21 protein-coding genes and 1 pseudogene are annotated in these 20200 nt (G+C 72.0%); 14 read left to right on the forward strand and 8 right to left on the reverse strand.

Translation table 11 applies throughout. The features are described 5' to 3' along the window. Positions 1 to 124: 124 nt before the first annotated feature. Genes IG99_RS50250 through IG99_RS12625 form a run of 4 tightly spaced genes read left to right on the forward strand, consistent with a single transcriptional unit; the run spans position 125 to position 1712 of the window. On the forward strand, positions 125 to 436 hold the full coding sequence (locus IG99_RS50250; protein WP_234311832.1) for a hypothetical protein: 312 nt from the start codon (positions 125 to 127) through the stop codon (positions 434 to 436). A gap of 24 nt (positions 437 to 460) precedes the next feature. Beyond that, a complete protein-coding gene (locus IG99_RS50255; RefSeq protein WP_234311833.1) occupies positions 461 to 694 on the forward strand; it encodes a hypothetical protein in 234 nt (77 codons plus the stop codon). A 48-nt stretch (positions 695 to 742) separates the two neighbouring features. Continuing rightward, on the forward strand, positions 743 to 1042 hold the full coding sequence (locus tag IG99_RS12620) for an RNase A-like domain-containing protein (protein WP_037673074.1): 300 nt from the start codon (positions 743 to 745) through the stop codon (positions 1040 to 1042). Positions 1043 to 1055: 13 nt separating this feature from the next. Continuing rightward, the gene (locus IG99_RS12625; RefSeq protein WP_037673077.1) at positions 1056 to 1712 is read left to right on the forward strand and encodes a contact-dependent growth inhibition system immunity protein; all 657 of its coding nucleotides are present in this window, start codon (positions 1056 to 1058) and stop codon (positions 1710 to 1712) included. A 3-nt stretch (positions 1713 to 1715) separates the two neighbouring features. Here the strand turns inward: IG99_RS12625 and IG99_RS12630 are convergent, their stop codons facing one another. From IG99_RS12630 to IG99_RS12655, 6 genes are all read right to left on the reverse strand, one after another. Then, positions 1716 to 2387, reverse strand: coding sequence for a hypothetical protein (locus IG99_RS12630; protein ID WP_234311834.1), 672 nt, complete (start codon positions 2385 to 2387; stop codon positions 1716 to 1718). Continuing rightward, positions 2384 to 3622 (reverse strand): AAA family ATPase, encoded by a 1239-nt coding sequence (locus tag IG99_RS12635; RefSeq protein ID WP_037673081.1) that lies wholly within the window; start codon positions 3620 to 3622, stop codon positions 2384 to 2386. Before IG99_RS12635 ends, IG99_RS12630 begins: the two co-directional genes overlap by 4 nt. Before the next feature lie 386 nt (positions 3623 to 4008). Beyond that, complete coding sequence (locus tag IG99_RS12640; protein WP_037673084.1) at positions 4009 to 4464, reverse strand: hypothetical protein; 456 nt, start codon at positions 4462 to 4464, stop codon at positions 4009 to 4011. Between the two features lie 14 nt (positions 4465 to 4478). Continuing rightward, complete coding sequence (locus IG99_RS45300; protein ID WP_234311835.1) at positions 4479 to 5510, reverse strand: restriction endonuclease fold toxin-2 domain-containing protein; 1032 nt, start codon at positions 5508 to 5510, stop codon at positions 4479 to 4481. A 269-nt stretch (positions 5511 to 5779) separates the two neighbouring features. Continuing rightward, positions 5780 to 6172 carry an SCO5389 family protein gene (locus IG99_RS12650; RefSeq protein WP_037673087.1) on the reverse strand — a complete coding sequence of 131 codons (393 nt, stop codon included), beginning with the start codon at positions 6170 to 6172 and terminating at the stop codon, positions 5780 to 5782. A gap of 43 nt (positions 6173 to 6215) precedes the next feature. Continuing rightward, entirely contained in the window at positions 6216 to 7196 is a 981-nt protein-coding gene (locus IG99_RS12655) for an ATP-binding protein (RefSeq protein WP_037673090.1), read from the reverse strand. Between the two features lie 146 nt (positions 7197 to 7342). Between IG99_RS12655 and IG99_RS12660 the strand changes: the two genes are divergently transcribed. From IG99_RS12660 to IG99_RS12675, 4 genes are read left to right on the forward strand one after another with little or no spacing between them, the layout of a single operon-like run. Then, positions 7343 to 7918 (forward strand): GNAT family N-acetyltransferase, encoded by a 576-nt coding sequence (locus tag IG99_RS12660; RefSeq protein WP_051865286.1) that lies wholly within the window; start codon positions 7343 to 7345, stop codon positions 7916 to 7918. 3 nt (positions 7919 to 7921) lie between these two features. Continuing rightward, a complete protein-coding gene (locus tag IG99_RS12665; RefSeq protein ID WP_037673092.1) occupies positions 7922 to 9424 on the forward strand; it encodes an ABC transporter substrate-binding protein in 1503 nt (500 codons plus the stop codon). Between the two features lie 19 nt (positions 9425 to 9443). Further along, positions 9444 to 11216 (forward strand): ABC transporter permease subunit, encoded by a 1773-nt coding sequence (locus IG99_RS12670; protein ID WP_037673094.1) that lies wholly within the window; start codon positions 9444 to 9446, stop codon positions 11214 to 11216. Next, the gene (locus IG99_RS12675) at positions 11213 to 12430 is read left to right on the forward strand and encodes an MDR family MFS transporter (protein ID WP_234311836.1); all 1218 of its coding nucleotides are present in this window, start codon (positions 11213 to 11215) and stop codon (positions 12428 to 12430) included. The genes IG99_RS12670 and IG99_RS12675 overlap by 4 nt, the downstream gene beginning before the upstream one ends. An 83-nt stretch (positions 12431 to 12513) precedes the next feature. Here IG99_RS12675 and IG99_RS12680 read toward each other — a convergent pair whose 3' ends face one another. Then, a complete protein-coding gene (locus tag IG99_RS12680) occupies positions 12514 to 13281 on the reverse strand; it encodes a CDP-alcohol phosphatidyltransferase family protein (RefSeq protein ID WP_037673096.1) in 768 nt (255 codons plus the stop codon). A 107-nt stretch (positions 13282 to 13388) separates the two neighbouring features. Here IG99_RS12680 and IG99_RS12685 point away from each other — a divergent pair, with 107 nt between their 5' ends. The 5 genes and pseudogenes from IG99_RS12685 to IG99_RS52375 form a co-directional block, all read left to right on the forward strand. Continuing rightward, a complete protein-coding gene (locus tag IG99_RS12685) occupies positions 13389 to 14360 on the forward strand; it encodes a zinc-dependent alcohol dehydrogenase (protein ID WP_037673098.1) in 972 nt (323 codons plus the stop codon). Between the two features lie 185 nt (positions 14361 to 14545). After that, positions 14546 to 14944, forward strand: coding sequence for a 6-pyruvoyl trahydropterin synthase family protein (locus tag IG99_RS12690; protein ID WP_037673100.1), 399 nt, complete (start codon positions 14546 to 14548; stop codon positions 14942 to 14944). Then, a complete protein-coding gene (locus tag IG99_RS12695; RefSeq protein WP_037673102.1) occupies positions 14941 to 16137 on the forward strand; it encodes a glycosyltransferase family 4 protein in 1197 nt (398 codons plus the stop codon). The genes IG99_RS12690 and IG99_RS12695 overlap by 4 nt, the downstream gene beginning before the upstream one ends. Beyond that, positions 16134 to 17306, forward strand: coding sequence for a hypothetical protein (locus IG99_RS12700; RefSeq protein ID WP_037673103.1), 1173 nt, complete (start codon positions 16134 to 16136; stop codon positions 17304 to 17306). The genes IG99_RS12695 and IG99_RS12700 overlap by 4 nt, the downstream gene beginning before the upstream one ends. Beyond that, a pseudogene (locus tag IG99_RS52375) lies at positions 17303 to 18817 on the forward strand (lysylphosphatidylglycerol synthase transmembrane domain-containing protein); the annotation flags it as partial. The gene IG99_RS12700 and the pseudogene IG99_RS52375, both read left to right, overlap by 4 nt. On the opposite strand, the gene IG99_RS45305 reads toward IG99_RS52375, so the two are convergent. After that, complete coding sequence (locus IG99_RS45305) at positions 18706 to 19494, reverse strand: creatininase family protein (RefSeq protein ID WP_078947679.1); 789 nt, start codon at positions 19492 to 19494, stop codon at positions 18706 to 18708. The pseudogene IG99_RS52375 and the gene IG99_RS45305 overlap by 112 nt on opposite strands. Before the next feature lie 39 nt (positions 19495 to 19533). Here IG99_RS45305 and ribA point away from each other — a divergent pair, with 39 nt between their 5' ends. Then, on the forward strand, positions 19534 to 20193 hold the full coding sequence (gene ribA / locus IG99_RS12710; RefSeq protein WP_037673105.1) for a GTP cyclohydrolase II: 660 nt from the start codon (positions 19534 to 19536) through the stop codon (positions 20191 to 20193). Positions 20194 to 20200: the final 7 nt, after the last annotated feature.

The raw sequence follows: 20200 nt of genomic DNA on the forward strand, positions 1-20200 counted from the left end.
GCACCACAGCAATCTCGTCCGGAGTCACACACCCTCAACGCCGCACCCGTCCCGAAGGACACGCGCCACCACAACCGACCTGACCAAGCCCTACTAGCGCACCACCGAGAAAGGCGAGCACCACTTGTCCGTCGACCAGGTCTCTTGGGAAGCCGCGGTACGCCACCTGTTCGAGGACGCGTATCCGTACGACGCCACGGGTCCGCGCCGCCACGAGGACTGGGTCCTCGACGTCCTCGCGCTGATGGCCCGGGCCGTCCCGGATCCCCGGGGGTGGACCGGCCTCGACGACCCGGCGCACGTGCGGGAGCGCGAGGGGGCGGCTGCCACGTACCCGTTCGCCGTCCACCCCCCGGAATACATCGCCCAGCGCCTCCACGAGATCGACCGGGCCAGCGCCGAGAATCTGCTGCTGGCCCTCACGGACGACTGCTGAACCCTGTCCAACCTGAGACGCTTCATGGAGAGCGAGGAGGAGCTGCGGGCGATGGCACGCACGATCTTCGCGCGGTACGGGGACGCGGCCACCTGTCACACGAACGTCAGCAGGCCCGGCCCTGTGCCCGGCACACTCGACTTCACGACATCGCACTGGAGGTACAGCCCGCTGAGCGACGTCTACTCGGAGGACTGCGGCCTGATCGTCGTCTCCCACACTGAGGTGGGCATGTTCTGGAACTTCTCCGACTACTGATCCGTCGGAGCGCAGCCCCTCACCAGGTCATTTGAGTGGATGTCCCCCGTGCTGACCCGTTCTGCCTCCTACCCCGACAGGGAGACCGCCCACTGGGCAACCCAGCAAGTGGTGACCGCCAACGAACAGGTCATCCACCGCTGGCTCGCCCAGGGCACCCGGTCCCGCCTCACCATCGAGGCCGCCTGGCCCTCCCGCGAGGAGCCCGTGGGCCGGGTCCAACTGGAGGGCGACCTGCTGGCCGGGCGGGGGCCCGTCGACGTGCGCGCGGCGCGCGTGGTGCTGCGCCGCGAGCCGTCGAGTCCGCACGGCTTCGTCGTCCACACGACCGTCCCGTTCTACCTCTAGGGGCCGCACGCACATGTCCATGAAGCCCCTCGAACACGACCGCCGGTACGGTGAGCTGGACCAGGTGATGCGCGCGTACCTGGGGCAGCCGGCCGACGACACCCCGGAGAGGCGCAGCCGCGCGCTGGACGCGTACCTGCGTCACACCTGGCACACCTGCCCCTGGGCCATCGCCGAGGCGGAGCGCCAGCTGCGCGAGTACAGCAGCAACCCCCCGGGCCGCATCCGGCAGAGGCTGGGCGAGTTCTACGGCATCCCGGACACCGGGATCGTCGAGTCGGAGATCGGCGACTGGCTGATGATGCTGGCCGACCATCTGAAAAAGAGCATTGAGGAAGGCGACGTCCCGGAAACCTCGTCCCCGCAGACGCACTGGGAGTGGCACGCGCGCTTCCCGGAAACCGCACAACTGCTCGGCGGCTGGTTCTCGCAGGACATCGTCGACGAGTTCCCCGACCACGACGCCGCCGTCGCCGACTACGCAGCCACAACCGACCCCCACGTGGTCGCACGCCTCGTGGGCGAACTCCACGAGCTTCTTGCCCTCCCTCTGGACGAGGGGGACTACGCCCTGGCAGCCGCCGACTTCGGCATGGAGGTCGGCCCACCCCAGCCGTTCTCCTACGGCGCCTGGTTCCAGTCGGTGGCAGCGACGCTGGCCCGCGGCTGATCGTCAGGTCCAGCCCGTGAGGTCCCCGACGAAGTCCGCGTACGAGCGGTTGCTGCCGCGTGGGGAGGGGATCAGCCGGTGGTTCAGTGCCTCGCGGGCGACCGTGGGGCCGTCGCTCTCCCGGAAGACCGGCAGGCCGAGCCCCCGCCTGAGCTCCTCCTTGGCATCCTTGAGGCGGCCGGTGTCCTTGTCGAGCAGACGGTCGGGGACTTTCCAACGCGGGCGCACGTGAGGGAAGGCGTCCGGGAAGAGCAGCAGCCAGCCCTCGCTCTCCCAGGCGGCGAGCGCGAGCGCCGTCCGGAACTCCTGGCACTGGCGGGCGAACTCGTCGGTCAGCGTCTTGCGGATCCGGTCGTACTGGGCGTCGGTGTAGCCGTCCAGGTCCTCGTGGACGACGAACCCGAGTAACTCGGAGCGCTGCTGGCGGGCTTTGGCCCGCGCCTTGCCGGCCAGTGCCTTCACCGCGGCGGCGAGGTCCGGGCCGGACTTCCTGCGCAGCCGCACCGGGTCGTTGATACGGACCAGCTTGGCCGCCGCGCCCAGGTCGGGCCGGTGGGCGCGTATCAGCGCGGCGAGGATCTCGCAGTCGTTCTGGTCTTCGCCGGCCAGTACGATGACGCCCCGATCCTGTGCCCGGGACGCCCGCCCGCCGCCCTGCCGCCCCTTCGGCGTCACAGCTCACCGCCGGTGAGGTCGCCGCCCAGCACCCCGGAGAACCACAACTCCCCGAGCGGCTGTTCACCGGACTCCTCGACGATGTCCTTCACCTCGTCGACGGTGAGGGCTGGGATGATAGACGCCCCGTCCTCGTCGCGGTCGCACACGACGAACTCCTCCGGACGCAGCCGGTTGACGAGCGCGGGCGAATGGGTGGCGACGATGAACTGCGTCCGCTCGGCGGCCTCGCGCAGTCGCTGCACGACGAGCTCCAGGGCCTGCGGATGCAGCCCGTGGTCGATCTCCTCGATGCAGGTGAACGCCGGCGGGTTGGGGTCGTAAAGCAGGGCGAGCAGCCCCAGGAGGCGGACCGTCCCGTAGGAGGCGTCGGCGAGCGGGGTCAGTCGGCGCAGGCCGTACTCGCGCAGTACGACGGTCAGCTGGTCGGTGGACCCGCCGACTTCCTCGAACTCGATGTTCTCCAACTGCGGGAGGACCGTACGGGCGTCGGCGACGAGATCGTCCCAGATCTCCTCGCGGCCGCTGAGGTGGATCAGGAACCCGGCCAGGTTCTCGGCGTGCGGCGAGAGGGTGGCGAAATCCGAACCCCGCAGGCGTGTCGGCTGCCGGGCAGCCGCCACGTCGACGTCGAAGACCCGGAACGACGACAGTCGGTCGGCCACCCGCGTCACCTCGTCACCGCCGTCGGAGGGACCGAGCCGGGGCAGCGTGGACAGGCCGCTGCTCAGTCTCCGGATGCCGAAGCTGCCGCTGTCCTTGCTCTCACCCGCCCGCACATCGAGGATGCGCGCTTCCTCGCCCTTGATGGTGATACGTCGGCCGCGCCCCTGCCTGCGCTTGAACGCGAAGCTCTCCTCGCGGGAAAGGGCGTAGTAGGGCGACCGTTCGCCGGTTTGTTTCGACCGCAGGGAGCGGCGCCGGATGGTGAGGCCGTACTCATCCGGCGCGTTGAGGGTGGAATTGGTCGTCCAGGTCGCCTTGAGATGGATGCGCATGGAGGTCGGGGGTTTGGTCCCGCCCCAGAAGGCCACCTCGTCGAATCCGCCGCGCGTGTCGAGAGCCGGCTGGAGGTCGGTGCGGATGATGTCGGCGAGGAAGTCGAACACCTTCAGCACATTGGACTTGCCCGCCCCGTTCGGACCCACTAACACCGTGAGCGGACCGAGCGGCACGGTCACGTCGCGCAGACTGCGGAAGTTCTCGACGTGCAGTTCGAGGAGACGGCCAGGCATGGGACGAAACCTATCGGGTCGGTGATCGCGGTGCGGGTGAGTGGGCGGGATGCGTCGCTGGCGCTGCTGTGTTCTCCGTCCTGTCCGTCCGCGACCCGAAACGGTGGCGAGGGCACGGTCCGGGGCGAGCGACCCGGCATGAGGAGCAGATTAGGTCGGGCCACTGACATCGCGCCCGCGCTTCCCGGCCTCCGGTGCGTCGCCGGTTTCGTGAGCCGCTCTCGTCGGCGCGGGATCGACTGTCCGACGAGGAGACCGTGAACCAGCGCGAAGCCGCCCGGCTGACTGGCTGGAGGGCTGGGCCCGCACGAGGGGGGCAGACCCCCTACCCCGTGAGGGCCAAGACTCGGGGAAGACACCGCTCCGTGGCCGTGTCGGGTGTGGGGCTACTCGGCCCCGGATGCTGCGAGATGTTCCCGCATCACGGCCTCGATCGCGGCAGCGTCGCCGGTTGCGGGGAGAGGCCAGGGGATCTCGTCGCCGTTCTCCATGGCCGCGCTGGTGATGAATCTGACGCCGGTGGGGGAGGGGACGTAGGAGTCACGCAGCCACAGAGCGAACACGGCTGCCTCGTCGGCGGTCACGTTGCCGAGGGTGATGTACGCGTACTCGGGAGACGGGAGAGCTGTGGTGCCGGTGACCCAGATGCCGGGCTCCACCTCGATGTCGAAGTCCAATACCTCCACGCCACGCAGCGGGTCGACTCGCACTTCCAGATCAGCGTCGTGGAAGTCTCTCTCCACCGCGCTGGTGAACGTCTCCAGGCTGGCCTGCCATACGGCTTCGTCGCCCTCGGGCGGGTAGAACCCGAAGGTCGTCCTGATGTTGCGTGGGGCTGACACAGGTTTCCTCGTTCTCAGGGTACGTATCGAGAGGATCCGGTGACACCGTTCATGGCCATCATCGACTCCCAGTACGCCGCGTTGTCCTTGCCGTTGGTCACGATCTCAAGCCCGCGTATCTCCGAGTTCGCCGGGTTGGCCATGGCCTTCTTGTAACGGGTGAGCTCGCGGCTGTCGTCGCCGTACATCGAATCGACGACCGGGTCCCACTTCGGGTTGCCCTTGGCGTCGACCTTCACCGGCTTGGCGAGAGTCTCGTTGACCCTTTCGATGCTGCGGAAGCTGCGCTTCTTGCAGTCAGGGTCCCGTACGTGCTTCGCCTCGATCAGGTAGCCGTCGAGGGGGCGTATCCCGTCCACCATGAGTCCCCGTTTGCGGCCGTCGAGCGGTACCTCGCGCTCCGGGTAGCCGGCCACGCGCAGCTGATAGGCGTTGTCGGGATGGGCGGGGCCACCGCCTCCGGCGAAACCGCCCGTGTTCAGCGAGTTGAGCCAGGTCCGGAAGCGCTGCTGTTCGCCCGGGGTGAGCGTGCGCGTGGTGCCGGGCTCCGGGGGGATGGGGTCCTGAGCCGGTATGGACGGGTCGATTTTGTTGCCCGCCGGGAGGATCCCCGGTGCCTGCCCCCGGTACGAGGCGACGACGACCGGTACGGGCACGCCCCCGGGAACCGGGAGGAGAGTCGGGAACGGCAGCCCGGGCGGACCGTCCGAACCCGGGGGGAGCTTGACGCGCCTTTCGGACTCTTCGAGGGCGTGGGCGACGTTGCCGAGCCGGTGGATCCAGACGTCGTCGAGCACAGCGTCATGCAGTCCGTCGTCGCCGTTGCCGCCGAACATCGGCTGGTCCCAGGGCATGTCGTAACCGGCCGGGGGTGAAGTGGTGCCAGGGCTCTCCATGTGGGCGAGGAAATGGACGTGATCCTGCGTGGTCTGGCCGTAACCGTAGGTCTTGTGATTACCCACAATCCTGAGGCCGTTGGCATCGGAATAGGTAACGGCCTCGTAGTCGTACAGGACCGGGTAACGGGACTTGTAGACCGCAGCCAACTGGTCGGCGGTGATGCTGAGCCAGACGAAGACAAGCGCGTCGAGCTGGGCGGCGCGGCGTTCGTACGCGGTGCGGAAGGGGTGTTGTACGTCCAGGTGGGCGTGAGCCCTTCTGCGGGTGAGCGCAAACTCGGCCAGTCAAATGGGAGCAACTGCGACGTCTCCGCAGCGTTCAGAACAGCACCGGCTTGCGCTCCCGTCCGCCCGTGCCCCGGCCGCGGAGCGACTGAGCGCGGGGCCGTGCACCCGTGGGTGCACGGCCCCGTCGGTCAGCAGTCCCTGAACTCCGGCGACTGGTTCAGCACCTGCGCCCGCGTAGACGTGAAGCGGGCGTACGTCTCACCCTGCCGTGCCGCGGGTCGGAAGGCGGCGACCCGGTGGCAGTTCTGGAAGGCGAGGGTCACGTCGAAGTGGCGCTCCAGGCTGCCGCGGATCGCGTCGCTCGCGAGGGCGCGCAGGAGCTGGCCGCGCTCCTGCTCGGAGGGGGGAGGGGTCTGGTTGTCGGTGAAGTCGGCGGTGCCGGCGTGGAGGTCGGTGGCGAGGGAGGCGATGAGGTCGTAGGCGTAGGGGAGGGACGTGCGGACGGTGTCCACGAAGTCCTCCTCGCGAATGGTGCCCTGCTCGGCTTCGGCGAGGAGCTCGGGGGAGACGTCGAGAGACATGAAGGGTTCCTGTCGGGGAGGAGGGGAGTGCGGTGAAGGGGAGTCAGGTGAGCGACGGCGGGCCCGGTACGAAATCCGGGTCCACCTGGGCCGCGAGGTCGAGGCCGGTCGCGGCGTCCGCCCAGGCCCGTGCGTTGCGCAGGTGGAAGTCGACGGCGTGGCGGTGCAGGGTCGCCCAGTCCTTGGGGCGGGCGTCTACGGCCTCGCGCAGGACGTTCAGGGCATGGCGGTTGTCGGGCTCCAGGGAGTGCAGGGAGTCAAGGGAGTTCAGGGACGCGGTGGTGGCCGTGCGGCCCTGTTCCGCCGACCGTACCCAGGGGGACTGCACCAGGTGGGTGAGCAGGTCGTCGCCCACCTCCTCCTTGAGGAAGAGCAGGTCGTCCTCGCCGGTCACCTTGTTGCCGACGACGGCGAGGGGGATGCCGAACTCCCGGGCGTGGTGGCGGTACTGGCGGTGGACGGAGACACCTTTGCGGGTGGGCTCGGTCACCAGGACCGTGAGGTCGAAGCGGGTGAAGAGGCCTGACGCGAAGGCGTCCGCGCCCGCCGTCATGTCGACGACGACGTACTCGCCGGGGCCGTCGACCAGGTGGCTCAGGTAGAGCTCCACCGCGCCGAGCTTGGAGTGGTAGCAGGCCACCCCGAGGTCGCTCTCGTCGAACTCACCGGTCACCATCAGCGGTACGGCGCCCACGCGTTGCACGTGCCGCGCGTGCAGCTCGTCGTCGCCGAGTGGGCGCAGCAGCCGGGAACCCCGGCCGGGCGGGGTCGTCTTGATCATCGCCTCGCGGGAGGCGATGCGCGGGTTGGAGCCGCGCAGGAAGTCCTTGATGTCGCCCAGGTGCGCGGCCAGGGGCGGCGCGGTGAACGTGCCGTCCGTGGGGTCGAGCGCCTCGGCCAGGTGCTGGTTGATGTCGCCGTCGATGGCGAGCACGGGCGCACCGGAGTGGGCCAGCCACCGGGAGAAGAGCGCCGACAGGGTGGTCTTGCCGCTGCCACCCTTGCCGACGAACGCGACGCGCATTACCGCGCCACCTTGTTGAAAATGAATGTCATGTGGTTAGAGTTGGGCACCCCGTCGATCACTGTCAAATCGGCCGCGTGAAGGTGTTGTGATCGGGCGTCCGGGCGGGTGATCTTCCTTGGAGGCTTAATGCATATGATGCGCAAGTGCCTAGTTATCGCATCCGGCCCGCGGGCCCAGACGACCTGGACGGCGCCCGAGCCGTCATGCTCGACACCGTCTACCGCGACTTCGGCACTGGGTACGTGCCCCGCTGGCACGGTGACATCATCGACCCGGTCGCCGCGTACCTGCTCCCGGCCCGCCACACCCTGCTGGTCGCGCTCGACAGCGAGGGCGGCGAGGTGATCGCCACGGCCGCTCTCGACTCCCGTGGCCCCGCTCACCCGCCGAACCCGCGGCACGTGGCCGAACGGTATCCGTCCGGCGAGACCGCCCAACTGCGCCGCGTCTACGTCCGCCCCGAGCACCGCAGGCGTGGCCTCGCCCGGCGGCTGGTCGCCGAACTGCTCGCCTTCGCGGCGGCGGACGGCGGTTACAAGTCCGTCTATCTGCATACGGACCCGTCCGTGGAAGGGGCCGAGGGCTTCTGGCGGTCGCTCGGCACCGTCGTCCACGACGAGCGCGAGGACCCCGGTGGAGGCCAGGGCATCGTGCACTTCGACGTCCCCCTCGGCGCCCCCGCCTCCCCTCCTCTCTCATCCCACCTCATAGGCCGATAACCCATGCGCTTCCCCCGCCGCTCCCGCCTCCTCGCCGCCCTCCTGCTCACCCCGCTGGTCACCGCCTGCTTCGCCTCCAACGACGGTGACCCCTCCGCCGACTCCGACGGCAAGGACGGCTCCCGCCTCCGTGTCGCCCTCGCCTTCCCGCCCGCCGAGAACCTCTCCCCGTACGGCGCCGACGCCACGCTCCTCAGCCGGCTCGGCGTCACCGAGGGACTGACCGCGCTGGACGCCAACGGCGCCGCCGCCCCCGCCCTCGCCGCCTCCTGGCGCCGCGAGGACGACCGCAGCTGGTTGTTCGCGCTGCGCGAGGCCACCTTCCAGGACGGCACCGATGTCACCCCGTCCGCGGTGGCCGCCGCCCTCACCCACGCCACCGAGGCGAAGCCCGCCCCCGCCGCCCTCTCCGGCGTCACCCTCACGGCGAAGGCGGTGGGCCGTACGGGCGTGCGGGTCACCACCGCCGACCCCGACCCCGCCCTGCCGCTGCGGCTCGCCGGTCCCGGCCTGGCCGTCCTCTCCCCGAAGGCCTACGGCGGGAAGGGGCGCGTCGACCCGGTCGGCACCGCCACCGGACCCTTCGAGATCATTAAGGTCACCGGCAGCACCGCCGCCACGCTCGACCGCTACGACGACTACTGGGGCGGCCTGGCCCATGCCTCCGGCGTCGACGCCCGCTTCATCGCCGACGGCACCGCCCGCGCCAACGCCCTGCGCACCGGCCAGGTCGACATCGCCGAGGCGATCCCCGTCGCCCAGGCCGCCACCCTGGACGGGGGCATGCGCAGGGAGACCGCCACGACCCGCACCACGAGCCTCCTGCTCAACGCCGGGTCCGGCCCGTTCGAGGACCCCGCGCTGCGCGCCGCCGCCCGCGCGGCCGTCGACCCCTCCGCCCTCGCACGGGGTGTCTACGAGGGGCACGCCGACGCCGGTGCCGGTATCTACGGCCCCGCCGTCACCTGGGCCGAGGGCAAGCGGAAGCAGCCCACCGGACGTGCACGGGCGGCCGAGGCCGACGGCACGGCCCTCACCCTCGCCACCTATGACAACCGGCCCGAACTCCCCGAAGTGGCACAGGTGTTGAAGCAGCAGCTGGAGAAGGCCGGGTTCGCGGTCAAGCTCCAGGTGCGCGAGTACTCACGGCTGGAGAGCGACGTCCTGGCCGGGAAGTTCGACGCCTTCGTCGGTGCCCGCAACAGCCTGCTGGACACCGGCGACCCCGTCGCCCTCCTCGCCAGTGACTACACCTGCGACGGCGGCTACAACCTCGCCCTGCTGTGCGACAAGGACGTCGACCGGGCCGTGGCCGAGGCCCAGAAGGCGGTCGACCCCGGTGAGCGGCAGGACGGGACCATGGCCGCCGAGGCGGCGATCCTCGGCACCGACGCCGTCGTCCCGCTGGTCCACCAACGCGTCATCACCGGCGTCGGCGCCTCGGTGCGTGGGGTGCGGCTCGACCCGTACGAGCGCACCCTCGTCGGCACCGGCACACGGCGCTGAACACGAGGGGCGCCGAGTGATGAGGAGTACCGTCGGAACGCTGCTGTGGCGTGTCGCCCTCGGCGCGCTGCTGGTGTGCGGGATCGGGCTGCTGCCCTGGCTCTCGCACACCGACCCGGCGCGCACCGTGCTCAAGGCCCGCTCGGCGGACCGTGACCCCAGCCCGGAGGTGCTGGCCGACATCCGCGCCCAACTCGGGTTGGATGTCGGCCCGTTGCGGCTGCTCGGACAGTGGCTCGGCGGGCTGCCGCGCGGGGACGCGGGGCGGTCGTGGATCTCCGGGGCGGAGGTCATGCCCGGACTGCTCCAGGCGCTCGGCATCTCGCTGCTGCTCATGGCGGTGGCCCTGCTGGTCGCCGGCTGTACGGCCGCCCTGCTCTGTGCGCGCACCCTGCGCACCGGCGCCCCCCGCCGCACCGCCGGCTCGGTCTCCGCCGTGCTCGCCGCGCTGCCCGAGTTCCTCACCGCGTCCGTCCTCGCCACCGTCGTCGGCGTGCAGCTGGGCTGGCTGCCCGCCCTGGGCTGGTACGGCCCCCGGTGGACCGTACTGCCCGCCCTCGCCCTCGGCCTGCCCGCGGGCGCCGTCCTCGGGCGGCTGCTCGGCGATCTGCTGCCCGGCGCCTTCGCCGAGCCCTGGGCGCTGGCCGCCGCCGCGCGCGGACTGCCCCGAAGGAGCATCGCCCGCCAGGCGCTGCGCCGCTGCCTGCCCGGACTGCTGCCCAACCTCGGCCTGTTCGTCGTGGGGCTGACCGGAGGCTCCGTCGCGGTCGAGCAGATCTTCGACATCCCGGGCCTGGGCCGTACGACCCTGCAGGCGGCGCTCGCCCAGGACCTGCCCGTCCTCCAGGCCGGCACCCTCGCCCTCGTCCTGCTCGCGGCCGTCACGACCGGCGTCACCCGCCTCGCCGCCCGCCGACTCGTCGGACCGGCCCTACGTGACGGCGCCCTGTCGTCACTGCACCGTCCGCGGCCGCCGGTCCGCAGAAGGCCTCATCTGCTGTACGGCGTAACGCTGTTCGCCGTCGTCGCCCTGGGCCTGCCCCGCGACCCGCTCGCCCTCGACACCACCACACGTCTGCAACCCCCCTCCCTTTCCCACCCGTTCGGCACCGACGCCCTCGGCCGGGACATGCTCGCCCGGGTCGCCCACGGCGCCCTCGACACGCTCGCCCTCGCCCTCGGCATCAGCGCGGCCGCCCTCCTCGCCGGCGTCGTGCTCGGACTGCTGCCCCGGTTCTCCGGGCCGCTCGTCGACACCGTCAACGCCCTACCGCCCGTCCTCGCCGCGCTTCTGGTCACCGCGGTCTGGGGGAGCGGCCCCCTCACCCCCGCACTCGCGGTGACCGCCGTCGCCTGGGCACCGCTCGCGGCGCACACCTCCGCGCTGCTCCGGCAGGAACGCGCCACCCTGCACCTCACCGCCACCCGGGCCCTGGGCGCGGGGCCCTGGCACGTGCTGCGCCACGAGCTCCTGCCGGCCGTGCTCCCGCCCGTCGTCCACCACGCCCTGCTCCGGCTGCCCGGCGTCGCCCTGGCCCTCGCCTCCCTCGGCTTCCTCGGCCTCGGCGCCCAGCCGCCGTCCCCGGAGTGGGGTCTGCTGCTCGCCGAGAACCAGCCCTACGCCGAGCGCGCCCCCTGGGCGGTCCTGGCCCCCGCCGCCGTACTCGCCCTGCTCGGCGCGCTCGCGGTGACGGCGGCCGGCTGGGGGCGACGGCGACCACGGGACCGTAAAGCTGAAGAAAGCGTGTCCCAACGCTCCCCGCGCACATCCGAGTTGGTGGCATCCCGGTGACCTCGCTGTCGCTTCCGCTCCGGGGCGCCGCCCGTCTGTCGCCGCTGCTGCGGTTGCTGATCCTCACCCAACTCGCCTTCAACATAGGCTTCTTCGCCGTCCTGCCGTTTCTCGCCGAGCACCTTGGCGGTGCGATCGGCATGGCGGGCTGGCTGGTCGGGCTCGTGCTCGGGCTGCGGACCTTCAGCCAGCAGGGGTTGTTCGTGGTGGGCGGGGCGCTGGCCGACCGCTTCGGCATCCGGCCCGTGGTGCTCGCCGGGTGCGCCCTGCGGATCGTGGGGTTCGCCTGGCTCGGGTACGCCGAGCGGACGTGGGCGGTCGTCGGGGCGGTGCTGCTGATCGGGTTCGCGGCCGCGCTGTTCTCGCCCGCGGTCGAGTCCGAGGTGGCGCGGCAGGCCGTGGCCTGGGAAGAGGCGGGCGGCGGTACGCGCACCCGGGTGCTGGCGTTGTTCACCGTCGCCGGACAGGCCGGTGCGTTCGTCGGACCCCTGCTGGGCGCACTGCTGCTGTCGGTCGACTTCCGCGCGGTGTGCCTGGCCGGGGCCGGAATCTTCGTGCTCGTCCTCGCCGGGCACGCGTGGCTGCTGCCGCAGCACGTCCCGGGCCGGACGCGTGTCCGAGTCCGAGGTGGGGCGGGGCTCTTGCTGCGCAACCGGCGCTTCCTCGCCCTGTGCTGTGCCTATGGCGCCTACCTGCTCGCGTACAACCAGCTCTACCTCGCCCTGCCCGCCGAGGTGGAGCGGGCGGCCGGTTCGCAGGCGCCGCTGGCCTGGCTGTTCGCGCTGTCCTCGCTGCTGGTGGTGACCACGCAACTGCCGGTGACGCACTGGGTGGGGGAGCGCATCACCCTGCGCCGGTCCATGGCGGCCGGACTGCTGCTGATCGCCGCCGGGTTCGCGGTCGTGGCCGCCGCCCGGCCCGCCGGCCTGACCGGAACCCGGGGGCTGCTGCCCGCCGCCGCCTTCGTCGTGCTGCTCACCCTCGGCCAGATGCTCGTCGCGCCCGTCGCCCGCGCCTGGGTCCCCGACCTCGCCGAGGACGGCAGACTCGGCCTGTACACCGGTGCGCTCTCCTCGGTCTCCGGGCTGATCGTGCTGCTCGGCAGCGCGGCCACCGGCACCCTCCTCGACACGGACCTGCCGTCACCCGTGCCCTGGCTCGTCCTCGCCGCCGTACCGGCCGCCGCGATCGCCCTGCTGCCGCGCCGGTCGTAAGCACACAGACCGAAGCCGGCCATCGGTCCACACGCCGAGGGGCCCGGACCGCACGCGCGATCCGGGCCCCTCGGCTCGTCGGCTCACCCGGCGGCCAGCTCCAGCACCTTCTTCGTCTCCGGCCCCGGGACCTCCTGGACGACCCGTGAGCTCCGGTACAGCCACAGCACGTCCCGGCCGAAGGACCACACCAGCAGGCCCAGGGCCAGCAGCGCGACCCCGAAGTTCGCCACGTACGGCAGCAGCTGCGAGCCGGCCAGGAGCAGGCATATGCCCTGGAGCGCGGCGACCGTCTTGCGGGCGGTGCTCGGGGGCAGCGGGGCGTTGAGCCACGGCCAGACGCGGGCCGCGGCGACGAACGCGTAGCGCATGGCGCCCATCAGCAGGACCCAGGGGCCGAGCTGCGTCGAGACGTACACGCTCAACACCAGGATCAGGAAGGCGTCGACCTCCATGTCGAAGCGGGCGCCCAGCGCCGTCGAGGTGCCGGTGCGGCGGGCGACCTTGCCGTCGACTCCGTCGAGGATCAGGGCGACCGCCGTCAGGACCACCAGGAGCGTGACCGGCGGCGAGCTCTCGAAGGAGTCGGCGACCAGCGCGGTCACTCCGCCGACGAGGGTGGCCCGGCCGAGGGTGACCCGGTTCGCGGGGCCGAAGGAGCGCAGCGGCGAACGGTGCAGGGCCCGGGACAGCACCGCCCAGGAGGCGACGGCGAAGACGAGACCGGTCACCCAGCCCGCCGTGCCCATGCCTATCTGGGTGCCGAGCACGGCCAGCAGCAGGATCTGGACGCCCGCGCCCACCGCGGTCTCCTGCTGGAGCCTCGCCTCGTAAGTGTTGTTCAGGGCCACCGAACATCCTCCGGCCGTGTGACAGAGTCGATCAGTGCCGCGTACTGTGCGCGGCCTGTGCACACCTCGGTACGCACGCAAGTTCCCGATCGTTCAGGAGGACCTCGATGAAGCGCGCCGCACGGGCGTTTTGGCTCTGCTCCCCAGGTGCGGGCGAGATACGCGACATTGTCCTCCCCGAGCCCGCCGAGGACGAGGTCGGGGTCCGCGCGCTCTACTCCGGTGTGAGCCGCGGCACGGAGACCCTGGTTTTCCGCGGCGGGGTGCCCGAGAGCCAGCATGCCGCGATGCGGGCCCCGTTCCAGGAGGGCGACTTCCCGGCACCCGTGAAGTACGGCTACCTCAGCGTGGGGGAGGTGGAGGAGGGACCGCGGGACCTGGTCGGCCGTACCGTCTTCTCCCTGTACCCGCACCAGACGCGTTACGTCGTCCCAGTGAGCGCCGTCACACCGGTACCGGAGAACGTGCCCGCCGAACGGGCCGTCCTCGCCGGCACCGTGGAGACCGCCGTGAACGCGCTGTGGGACGCGGCACCGCTGGTCGGCGACCGGATCGCCGTGGTCGGCGGCGGCATGGTCGGCTGCTCGGTCGCCGCCCTCCTCGCCCGCTTCCCCGGCGTACGGGTGCAGTTGGTGGACGCCGACCCGGCGCGGGCCGAGGTCGCCAAGGCACTCGGCGTCGGCTTCGCCGCGCCCGGGGACGCCCTCGACGGCTGCGACCTGGTCGTCCACGCCAGCGCCACCGAGCAGGGCCTCGCCCGCTCCCTGGAACTGCTCAGGCCGGAGGGCACCGTCCTCGAACTCAGCTGGTACGGCGACCGGCAGGTCGGCCTCCCGCTCGGCGAGGCCTTCCACTCCCGCCGACTGGTCATCCGCAGCAGCCAGGTCGGTACCGTCTCCCCGGCCCGCCGCTCCAGCCGTACGTACGCCGACCGGCTCGCCCTCGCGCTGGAACTTCTGGCCGATCCGGCGCTGGACGCGCTCGTCACCGGGGAGTGCGACTTCGAGGAGCTGCCCGCGGTGATGCCGAAGCTCGCCTCCGGTGAGATCCCCGCGCTCTGCCACCGCGTCCGCTACTGAACCGCAGCCCCCGAACTACTGAACCGCAGCCCCCCGAACCGGCCACCGTGACCACGGTGGAGCGCCTGACCTCAGAAAAGAGTGAGAGACGGCTGAACGCGGGGAAGCGAAGAGCCGTACTACTCGGCATCCCCCGGCAGGACTTCGCCGGGGGACCAGACGCGCCGCACCTGGAGGGTCGTCCGTTGTTCAGTGTCACCGTCCGCGATCACATCATGATCGCCCACAGCTTCCGCGGCGAGGTCTTCGGACCCGCGCAGCGCCTGCACGGAGCGACGTTCCTCGTGGACGCCACTTTCCGCCGCGATCAGCTGGACGACGACAACATCGTCGTCGACATCGGTCTGGCCACCCAGGAGCTCGGTGCCGTCGTCAGCGAGCTGAACTATCGCAACCTCGACAACGAGCCCGACTTCGCCGGGATCAACACGTCGACCGAGTTCCTGGCCAAGGTGATCGCCGACCGGCTCGCCGAGCGAATCCACAAGGGCGCGCTGGGCGAGGGCGCCAAGGGCATCGCGGGTCTCTCCGTCACCCTGCACGAGTCGCACGTCGCCTGGGCGAGTTACGAGCGTGCGCTGTGACCGACGTGACCCTGGAGAAGCCGGCCACCGCGGCGACGCCGCTCACCTATGTGCCCGTGCAGCACTCCGCTCTCAAGAACGCCGACATCATCCCCATGTCCCTGCGCTCCGTGCACTTCGTGATGCCGGGCGGTGTCGACGACCCGGCCCAGCCGAGCGGCGGCAACGCCTACGACCGCCGTGTCTGTCTGGACCTTCCGGGCTTCGGCTGGCAGGTCCACAAGCACCTCGTCGACGGTGAGTGGCCCCGGCCGGGCGTGGCCGCCCGCGCGGAACTGGCGCGGACGCTGCGCGAGTTGCCGGACGGCACGGCCGTGCTCATCGACGGCCTCGTCGCCTGCGGTGTCCCGGAGATCATCGTCCCCGAGGCCGACCGCCTGGGCCTCGCCGTGCTGGTCCACCTTCCGCTCGGCGACGAGCGGGGGATCGCGCCCGAGGTGGCGGCGGAGCTCGACGCCAAGGAGCGCGCCGTGCTGCGGGCGGTCCCGGCGGTCATCGCCACCAGCGACTGGGCGGTCCGTCGGCTCGTCTCCCACCACGGCCTCGCCCCCGAACGCGTGCACGTGGCCGCGCCCGGCGCCGACATCGCGCCGCTGGCCTCCGGCACCGACGGTGTCTCGCGGCTGCTGTGCGTGGCCGCCGTGACACCGCGCAAGGGACAGCACCGGCTGATCGAGGCGCTCGCCACGGTGACCGAACTCCCGTGGAGCTGCGTCTGCGTGGGGAGCCTCACCCAAGACCCCGAGTACGTGGCCCATCTGCGCGGACTCATCAGCACGTACGGCCTTCAGGACCGGCTGGAACTCGCGGGCCCGCGGTCCGGCGCCGCGCTCGACGCCAGTTACGCCGCCGCCGACCTGATGGTTCTCACCTCGTACGCGGAAACGTACGGCATGGCCGTGACCGAGGCGCTCGCGCGGGGCATCCCCGTCCTCGCCACGGACGTCGGTGGACTGCCCGAGGCGGTCGGCCGCGCCCCCGACGGCGGTGTCCCGGGCATCCTCGTCCCGCCGGAGGACCCGGCCGCGCTCGCCGCCGAGCTGCGCGGCTGGTTCGGCGAGGCGGACGTCCGACGCCGCCTCAAGGCCGCCGCGCGCGGCCGACGCGCCGCCCTCGACGGGTGGGCGACGACCGCGAAGAGCCTCGCCGGCGTACTGGGCCGGCTCCCCAGCGAACCCCGGAGGGTGGCATGAGGAAGACGACGGTGACCCCCGCCGACATGGCGCGGCAGACGGGCCGCATACCGGCCCAGCCCGGCCCCAGGGACACGAATGGCACGGCCCGCTCCGGGGCATCCGTGGCCGAGGGGGCGACCGCCCCCGGCGGATCGGAGGTGCGGGGGATGGCGTCCGACGGGGCGACACCGGCAAGCGGGGCCGCGGCGGCGGTCGTACCCGTTGTGGCTCTGCCACCGGGCGACGCCGGCGCGTCGGGTGCGGACACGGACGGCGTCATCGCCGGCGCCGGGCCCGTCGCCCGCCCGGGGGAGCGGCCCACCGTACGGCTGCGGGACGGCGCGGAGGACGAAGCGCCCCGGTACGCGCCGGAATGGCTGCAGCTGCGGGAGCCGGCGGACGCCGCCGCGCGCTCACTGGACCTGCTGGACCCGCTGCGGATCCGGCTCGCCAACCTGCCCGGACGGGCCGCCGGTGGCCTCGCCATCCACGACCTGGGCTGCGGTACCGGCTCGATGGGGCGCTGGCTCGCCCCTCGTCTCGACGGCGCCCAGCACTGGATCCTCCACGACCGCGACCCCTACCTGCTGCACTTCGCCGCCGTGGCCTCGCCGCGCGCCGCCGCCGACGGCAGCCGGGTCACCGTCGAGACCCGGCGCGGCGACGTCGCCCGGCTCACCCCGGACGCCCTGGTCGGCGCCTCGCTGGTCACCGCCTCCGCGCTGCTCGACGTCCTCACCCGCGAGGAGATCGACACCCTCGCCGCCGCCTGCGTCGGCGCGGGCTGCCCGGCGCTGCTGACGCTCTCCGTGGCAGGCCGCGTCGAACTCAGCGCGGCGGACCCGATGGACGCGGAGATCGCCGCCGCCTTCAACGACCACCAGCGGCATGACGGCCTCCTCGGCCCGGACGCGGTCACCGCGGCCGCCGAGGCCTTCGCCGAGCGCGGCGCCACCGTACGGCTGAACCCGAGCCCCTGGCGGCTCGGCCCCGACCAGTCCGCGCTGACCGCCCAGTGGCTGCGCGGCTGGGTCGGCGCGGCGGTCGAGGAGCGGCCCGAACTCGCGCCCCGCGCCGAGAAGTACCTCGCCGCCCGGCTCGCGGCCTGCGCCGCCGGGGAGCTGCGCGTCACCGTCCACCACAGTGACCTGCTGGCGCTGCCCCGGCCGTCGGGCGGCGCGGCATGAGTGCGGAGGCGAGCGCACCCGTCGTCCGGTCCGACACCACGTCGACGCTCCGCGCGCGGGACGACGCGGCCGTGTCCGAGGAGCGCATCGGAGTGATCGTCTCCGCGCGCCCGCAGGACGAGGTCCCCGCGCAGGCGTCCGGATCCCGCGCCCGCCTCCGCACCCACCTCGGCACGGCCGCCGGTGTGGCCATCCTCGCCGTATTGCTGTGGCGGATGGGCACCGGTGTCTTCCTCGATGGACTGCGGCGGATCGACACGCCGACGCTGCTCGTGGCCCTCGGGATCGGCGCCGTCACCACCGTGCTCAGCGCGTGGCGATGGGCGCTCGTGGCCCGCGGCCTGCGCATCAAGCTGCCGTTCGGCGCGGCCGTCGCCGACTACTACCGCGCCCTGTTCCTGAACGCGGCCCTGCCCGGCGGTGTCCTCGGTGACGTGCACCGGGCGGTGCGCCACGGGCGGAGCGAGGGCGACCTCGCGCGGGGCGTCAAGGCCGTGGTCCTGGAGCGCACCGCCGGGCAGGTCGTGCTGGTCGTCATGGGAGTAACGGTCCTGCTCGTCGTGGACTCACCGGTACGGCAGGACGTCCGCGGCCTCGTCCCGGTGTTCGCGCTGGCCGCGGCGGGCGCGCTCGCCGCGGTCGTCGCGCTGCGGATGAACCGCACGCCGTCCGTCTCCCGCCGGGGCCGGGCCCTGCGCGGCATGCTCGCCGAGGCGCGCGAGGGGCTGTTGGCCCGGCGCAACGGCCCGGGCGTCCTGGTGTCGTCCGTCGCCGTCCTGGCCGGCCATGTCGCGATGTTCGTGCTCGCCGCCCGGGTCGCCGGCTCCGCCGCCTCCGTCCTGGCACTGCTGCCGCTGGCGGTTCTCGCCCTGCTCGCCATGGGCCTGCCGCTGAACGTCGGCGGCTGGGGCCCCCGCGAGGGCGTCACCGCCTGGGCGTTCGGCGCCGCCGGGCTCGGCGCGGAGACGGGACTGGCCGTGGCCGTCGTCTACGGCGTGCTCAGCTTCGTCGCCGCACTGCCGGGCGCCGTCGTCCTGGTCGCCCGCTGGTACACGGGCCTGCGCGCGGGTGCCGAGGCCGCGGGGCCCGGCGAGGCGGGGGAGACCGGGTCTGGCGGGGCCGCGGTCGCCGTTCCTGACGTGGCGTCCGCCGGGCGCGGGGCTGCCGTGCCGCGCGCCGGTTCCCAGACCGCCGTCGTATTGGCTCTTGCGTCGGCGGGTGCCGAGGCCGCGGGGCCCGGCGAGGCGGGGGAGACCGGGTCTGCCGGGGCCGAGGCGGCCGTACCGGCCGTGGGGGGAACCGCCGGGTACGTGCGGCCGATGGGCGGCTCGGCCGAGCCGGGCGCGGTGACTTCCGCCCGGTCCGGCGCATCGATCCCGGCGCCCCGCTCCGCGGTGGATCAGGACGCCTGCCCGCGCCCCGTGTCCGTCGCCCCGTCCGCCGAAGTCAACAGCGAGAAATACGACTTGAAGGAATCCGCGAAGCTCGCCAGCAGTTCCTTCCCCTTTTCCGCGGAACCGAGGGAGGGACGGCCGATGACGCCCGAATCGGTATAGGCGGACATTCCCACGGTGAGGAGATGACGCCGGTCGTCCGCGACGAAATCGGCGGACTCGTAGCCGGGCCGGATCAATTCGGGATGGGCGTGCAGAAGGATGGAGGTCTCGATTTCCCCGGCGTGCATGTCGGTGAGCAGCGAGGTCACCACCCCGGCCCGCTCCCGAGCCGCCTCCCAGTCCTCCGGGGCCGGGAAGAGCGCCATCCGCTCACCGCGCGAGGAGGCCTCCTGGACCACGTTGCCCAGGACGTAGTTGCCGCCGTGCCCGTTGACGACCACCAGGGACTCGACGCCCGAGCGACGCAACGACGCCGCTATGTCCCGTACCACCGCGTGAAGGGTCACCGAGGAGATGCTGACGGTTCCCGGCCAGTCCGCGTGCTCGTGCGAGCAGCCGATGGTCACCGGAGGAAGGAGGTGCACGGGGTACGTGGCGGCGATCTCCCGGGCGATGGCACAGGCCACGAGCGTGTCGGTGGCCAGCGGCAGATACGGGCCGTGCTGCTCGAAGCTTCCGACGGGAAGGATCGCGACTTGCGTTGAGACGACCGCGCCTCGCGTCCGTACGTCTTCGGTAGTGTCCGCCGGCACCAGACCGTACGCCTCCGACCCCATGCCCGAACCACTCATCTTTTCACGGCCTTTCGTCTCTGCTTAGGAACCCAGATCATGACAGAAAAAATTGGTGTACTCGGCACGAAGTCACCGCAGCGCACGGGTGTGGAACGCGTCGTGAATGCCCCACTGCCCACCGTGTACGGGCAATTCCAGGCGGTCGGTTACCTCGACCACGACCGCGGCGACGAACAGGTCGCCCTCGTCTACGGCGACATCGGCACGGACGGCGTCCTGACCCGGCTGCACTCGGAATGCCTGACCGGTGACGCGTTCGGCTCCCAGCACTGCGAGTGCGGCGACCAGTTGGCCTCGGCGCTGCGTGCCGTCGTCGCCGAGGGCAGCGGGATCGTCGTCTACCTCAGAGGGCATGAAGGCCGCGGCATCGGCCTGCTCGCCAAGCTGCGCGCGATGGCCCTGCAGGCGGAGGGTCTGGACACCGTCGAGGCCAACCTCGCCCTCGGCCTGCCGGTGGACGCCCGCGACTACGGCGTCGCCGCGGAGATGCTGAAGGACCTGGGTGTGCGGTCGGTGCGGCTGATGTCGAACAACCCGCGCAAGCGCGACGCGCTGACGGAGAACGGCATCCAGGTCGCCGAGCAGGTCCCGCTGCTCATCCCGCCGTGCGAGAGCAACATCACCTACCTCAGGACCAAGCGGGAGCGCCTCGACCACCACCTGCCCCACCTGGACGCGGTGGCGCACTGGTCCTGACCAGGGC

The sequence above is a fragment of the Streptomyces griseus subsp. griseus genome (assembly GCF_000720255.1).
GTDB lineage: Bacteria > Actinomycetota > Actinomycetes > Streptomycetales > Streptomycetaceae > Streptomyces > Streptomyces griseus_I.

What these genes read in the sequence shown, in the direction of transcription:
- IG99_RS50255 (WP_234311833.1), top strand. Translation starts at nt 461, where the DNA reads ATGGAGAGCGAGGAGGAGCTGCGGGCGATGGCACGCACGATCTTCGCG.
- IG99_RS12625 (WP_037673077.1), top strand. Translation starts at nt 1,056, where the DNA reads ATGTCCATGAAGCCCCTCGAACACGACCGCCGGTACGGTGAGCTGGAC.
- IG99_RS12635 (WP_037673081.1), bottom strand. Translation starts at nt 3,622, where the DNA reads ATGCCTGGCCGTCTCCTCGAACTGCACGTCGAGAACTTCCGCAGTCTG.
- IG99_RS12650 (WP_037673087.1), bottom strand. Translation starts at nt 6,172, where the DNA reads ATGTCTCTCGACGTCTCCCCCGAGCTCCTCGCCGAAGCCGAGCAGGGC.
- IG99_RS12655 (WP_037673090.1), bottom strand. Translation starts at nt 7,196, where the DNA reads ATGCGCGTCGCGTTCGTCGGCAAGGGTGGCAGCGGCAAGACCACCCTG.
- IG99_RS12665 (WP_037673092.1), top strand. Translation starts at nt 7,922, where the DNA reads ATGCGCTTCCCCCGCCGCTCCCGCCTCCTCGCCGCCCTCCTGCTCACC.
- IG99_RS12670 (WP_037673094.1), top strand. Translation starts at nt 9,444, where the DNA reads ATGAGGAGTACCGTCGGAACGCTGCTGTGGCGTGTCGCCCTCGGCGCG.
- IG99_RS12685 (WP_037673098.1), top strand. Translation starts at nt 13,389, where the DNA reads ATGAAGCGCGCCGCACGGGCGTTTTGGCTCTGCTCCCCAGGTGCGGGC.
- IG99_RS12700 (WP_037673103.1), top strand. Translation starts at nt 16,134, where the DNA reads ATGAGGAAGACGACGGTGACCCCCGCCGACATGGCGCGGCAGACGGGC.
- IG99_RS45305 (WP_078947679.1), bottom strand. Translation starts at nt 19,494, where the DNA reads ATGAGTGGTTCGGGCATGGGGTCGGAGGCGTACGGTCTGGTGCCGGCG.
- ribA (WP_037673105.1), top strand. Translation starts at nt 19,534, where the DNA reads ATGACAGAAAAAATTGGTGTACTCGGCACGAAGTCACCGCAGCGCACG.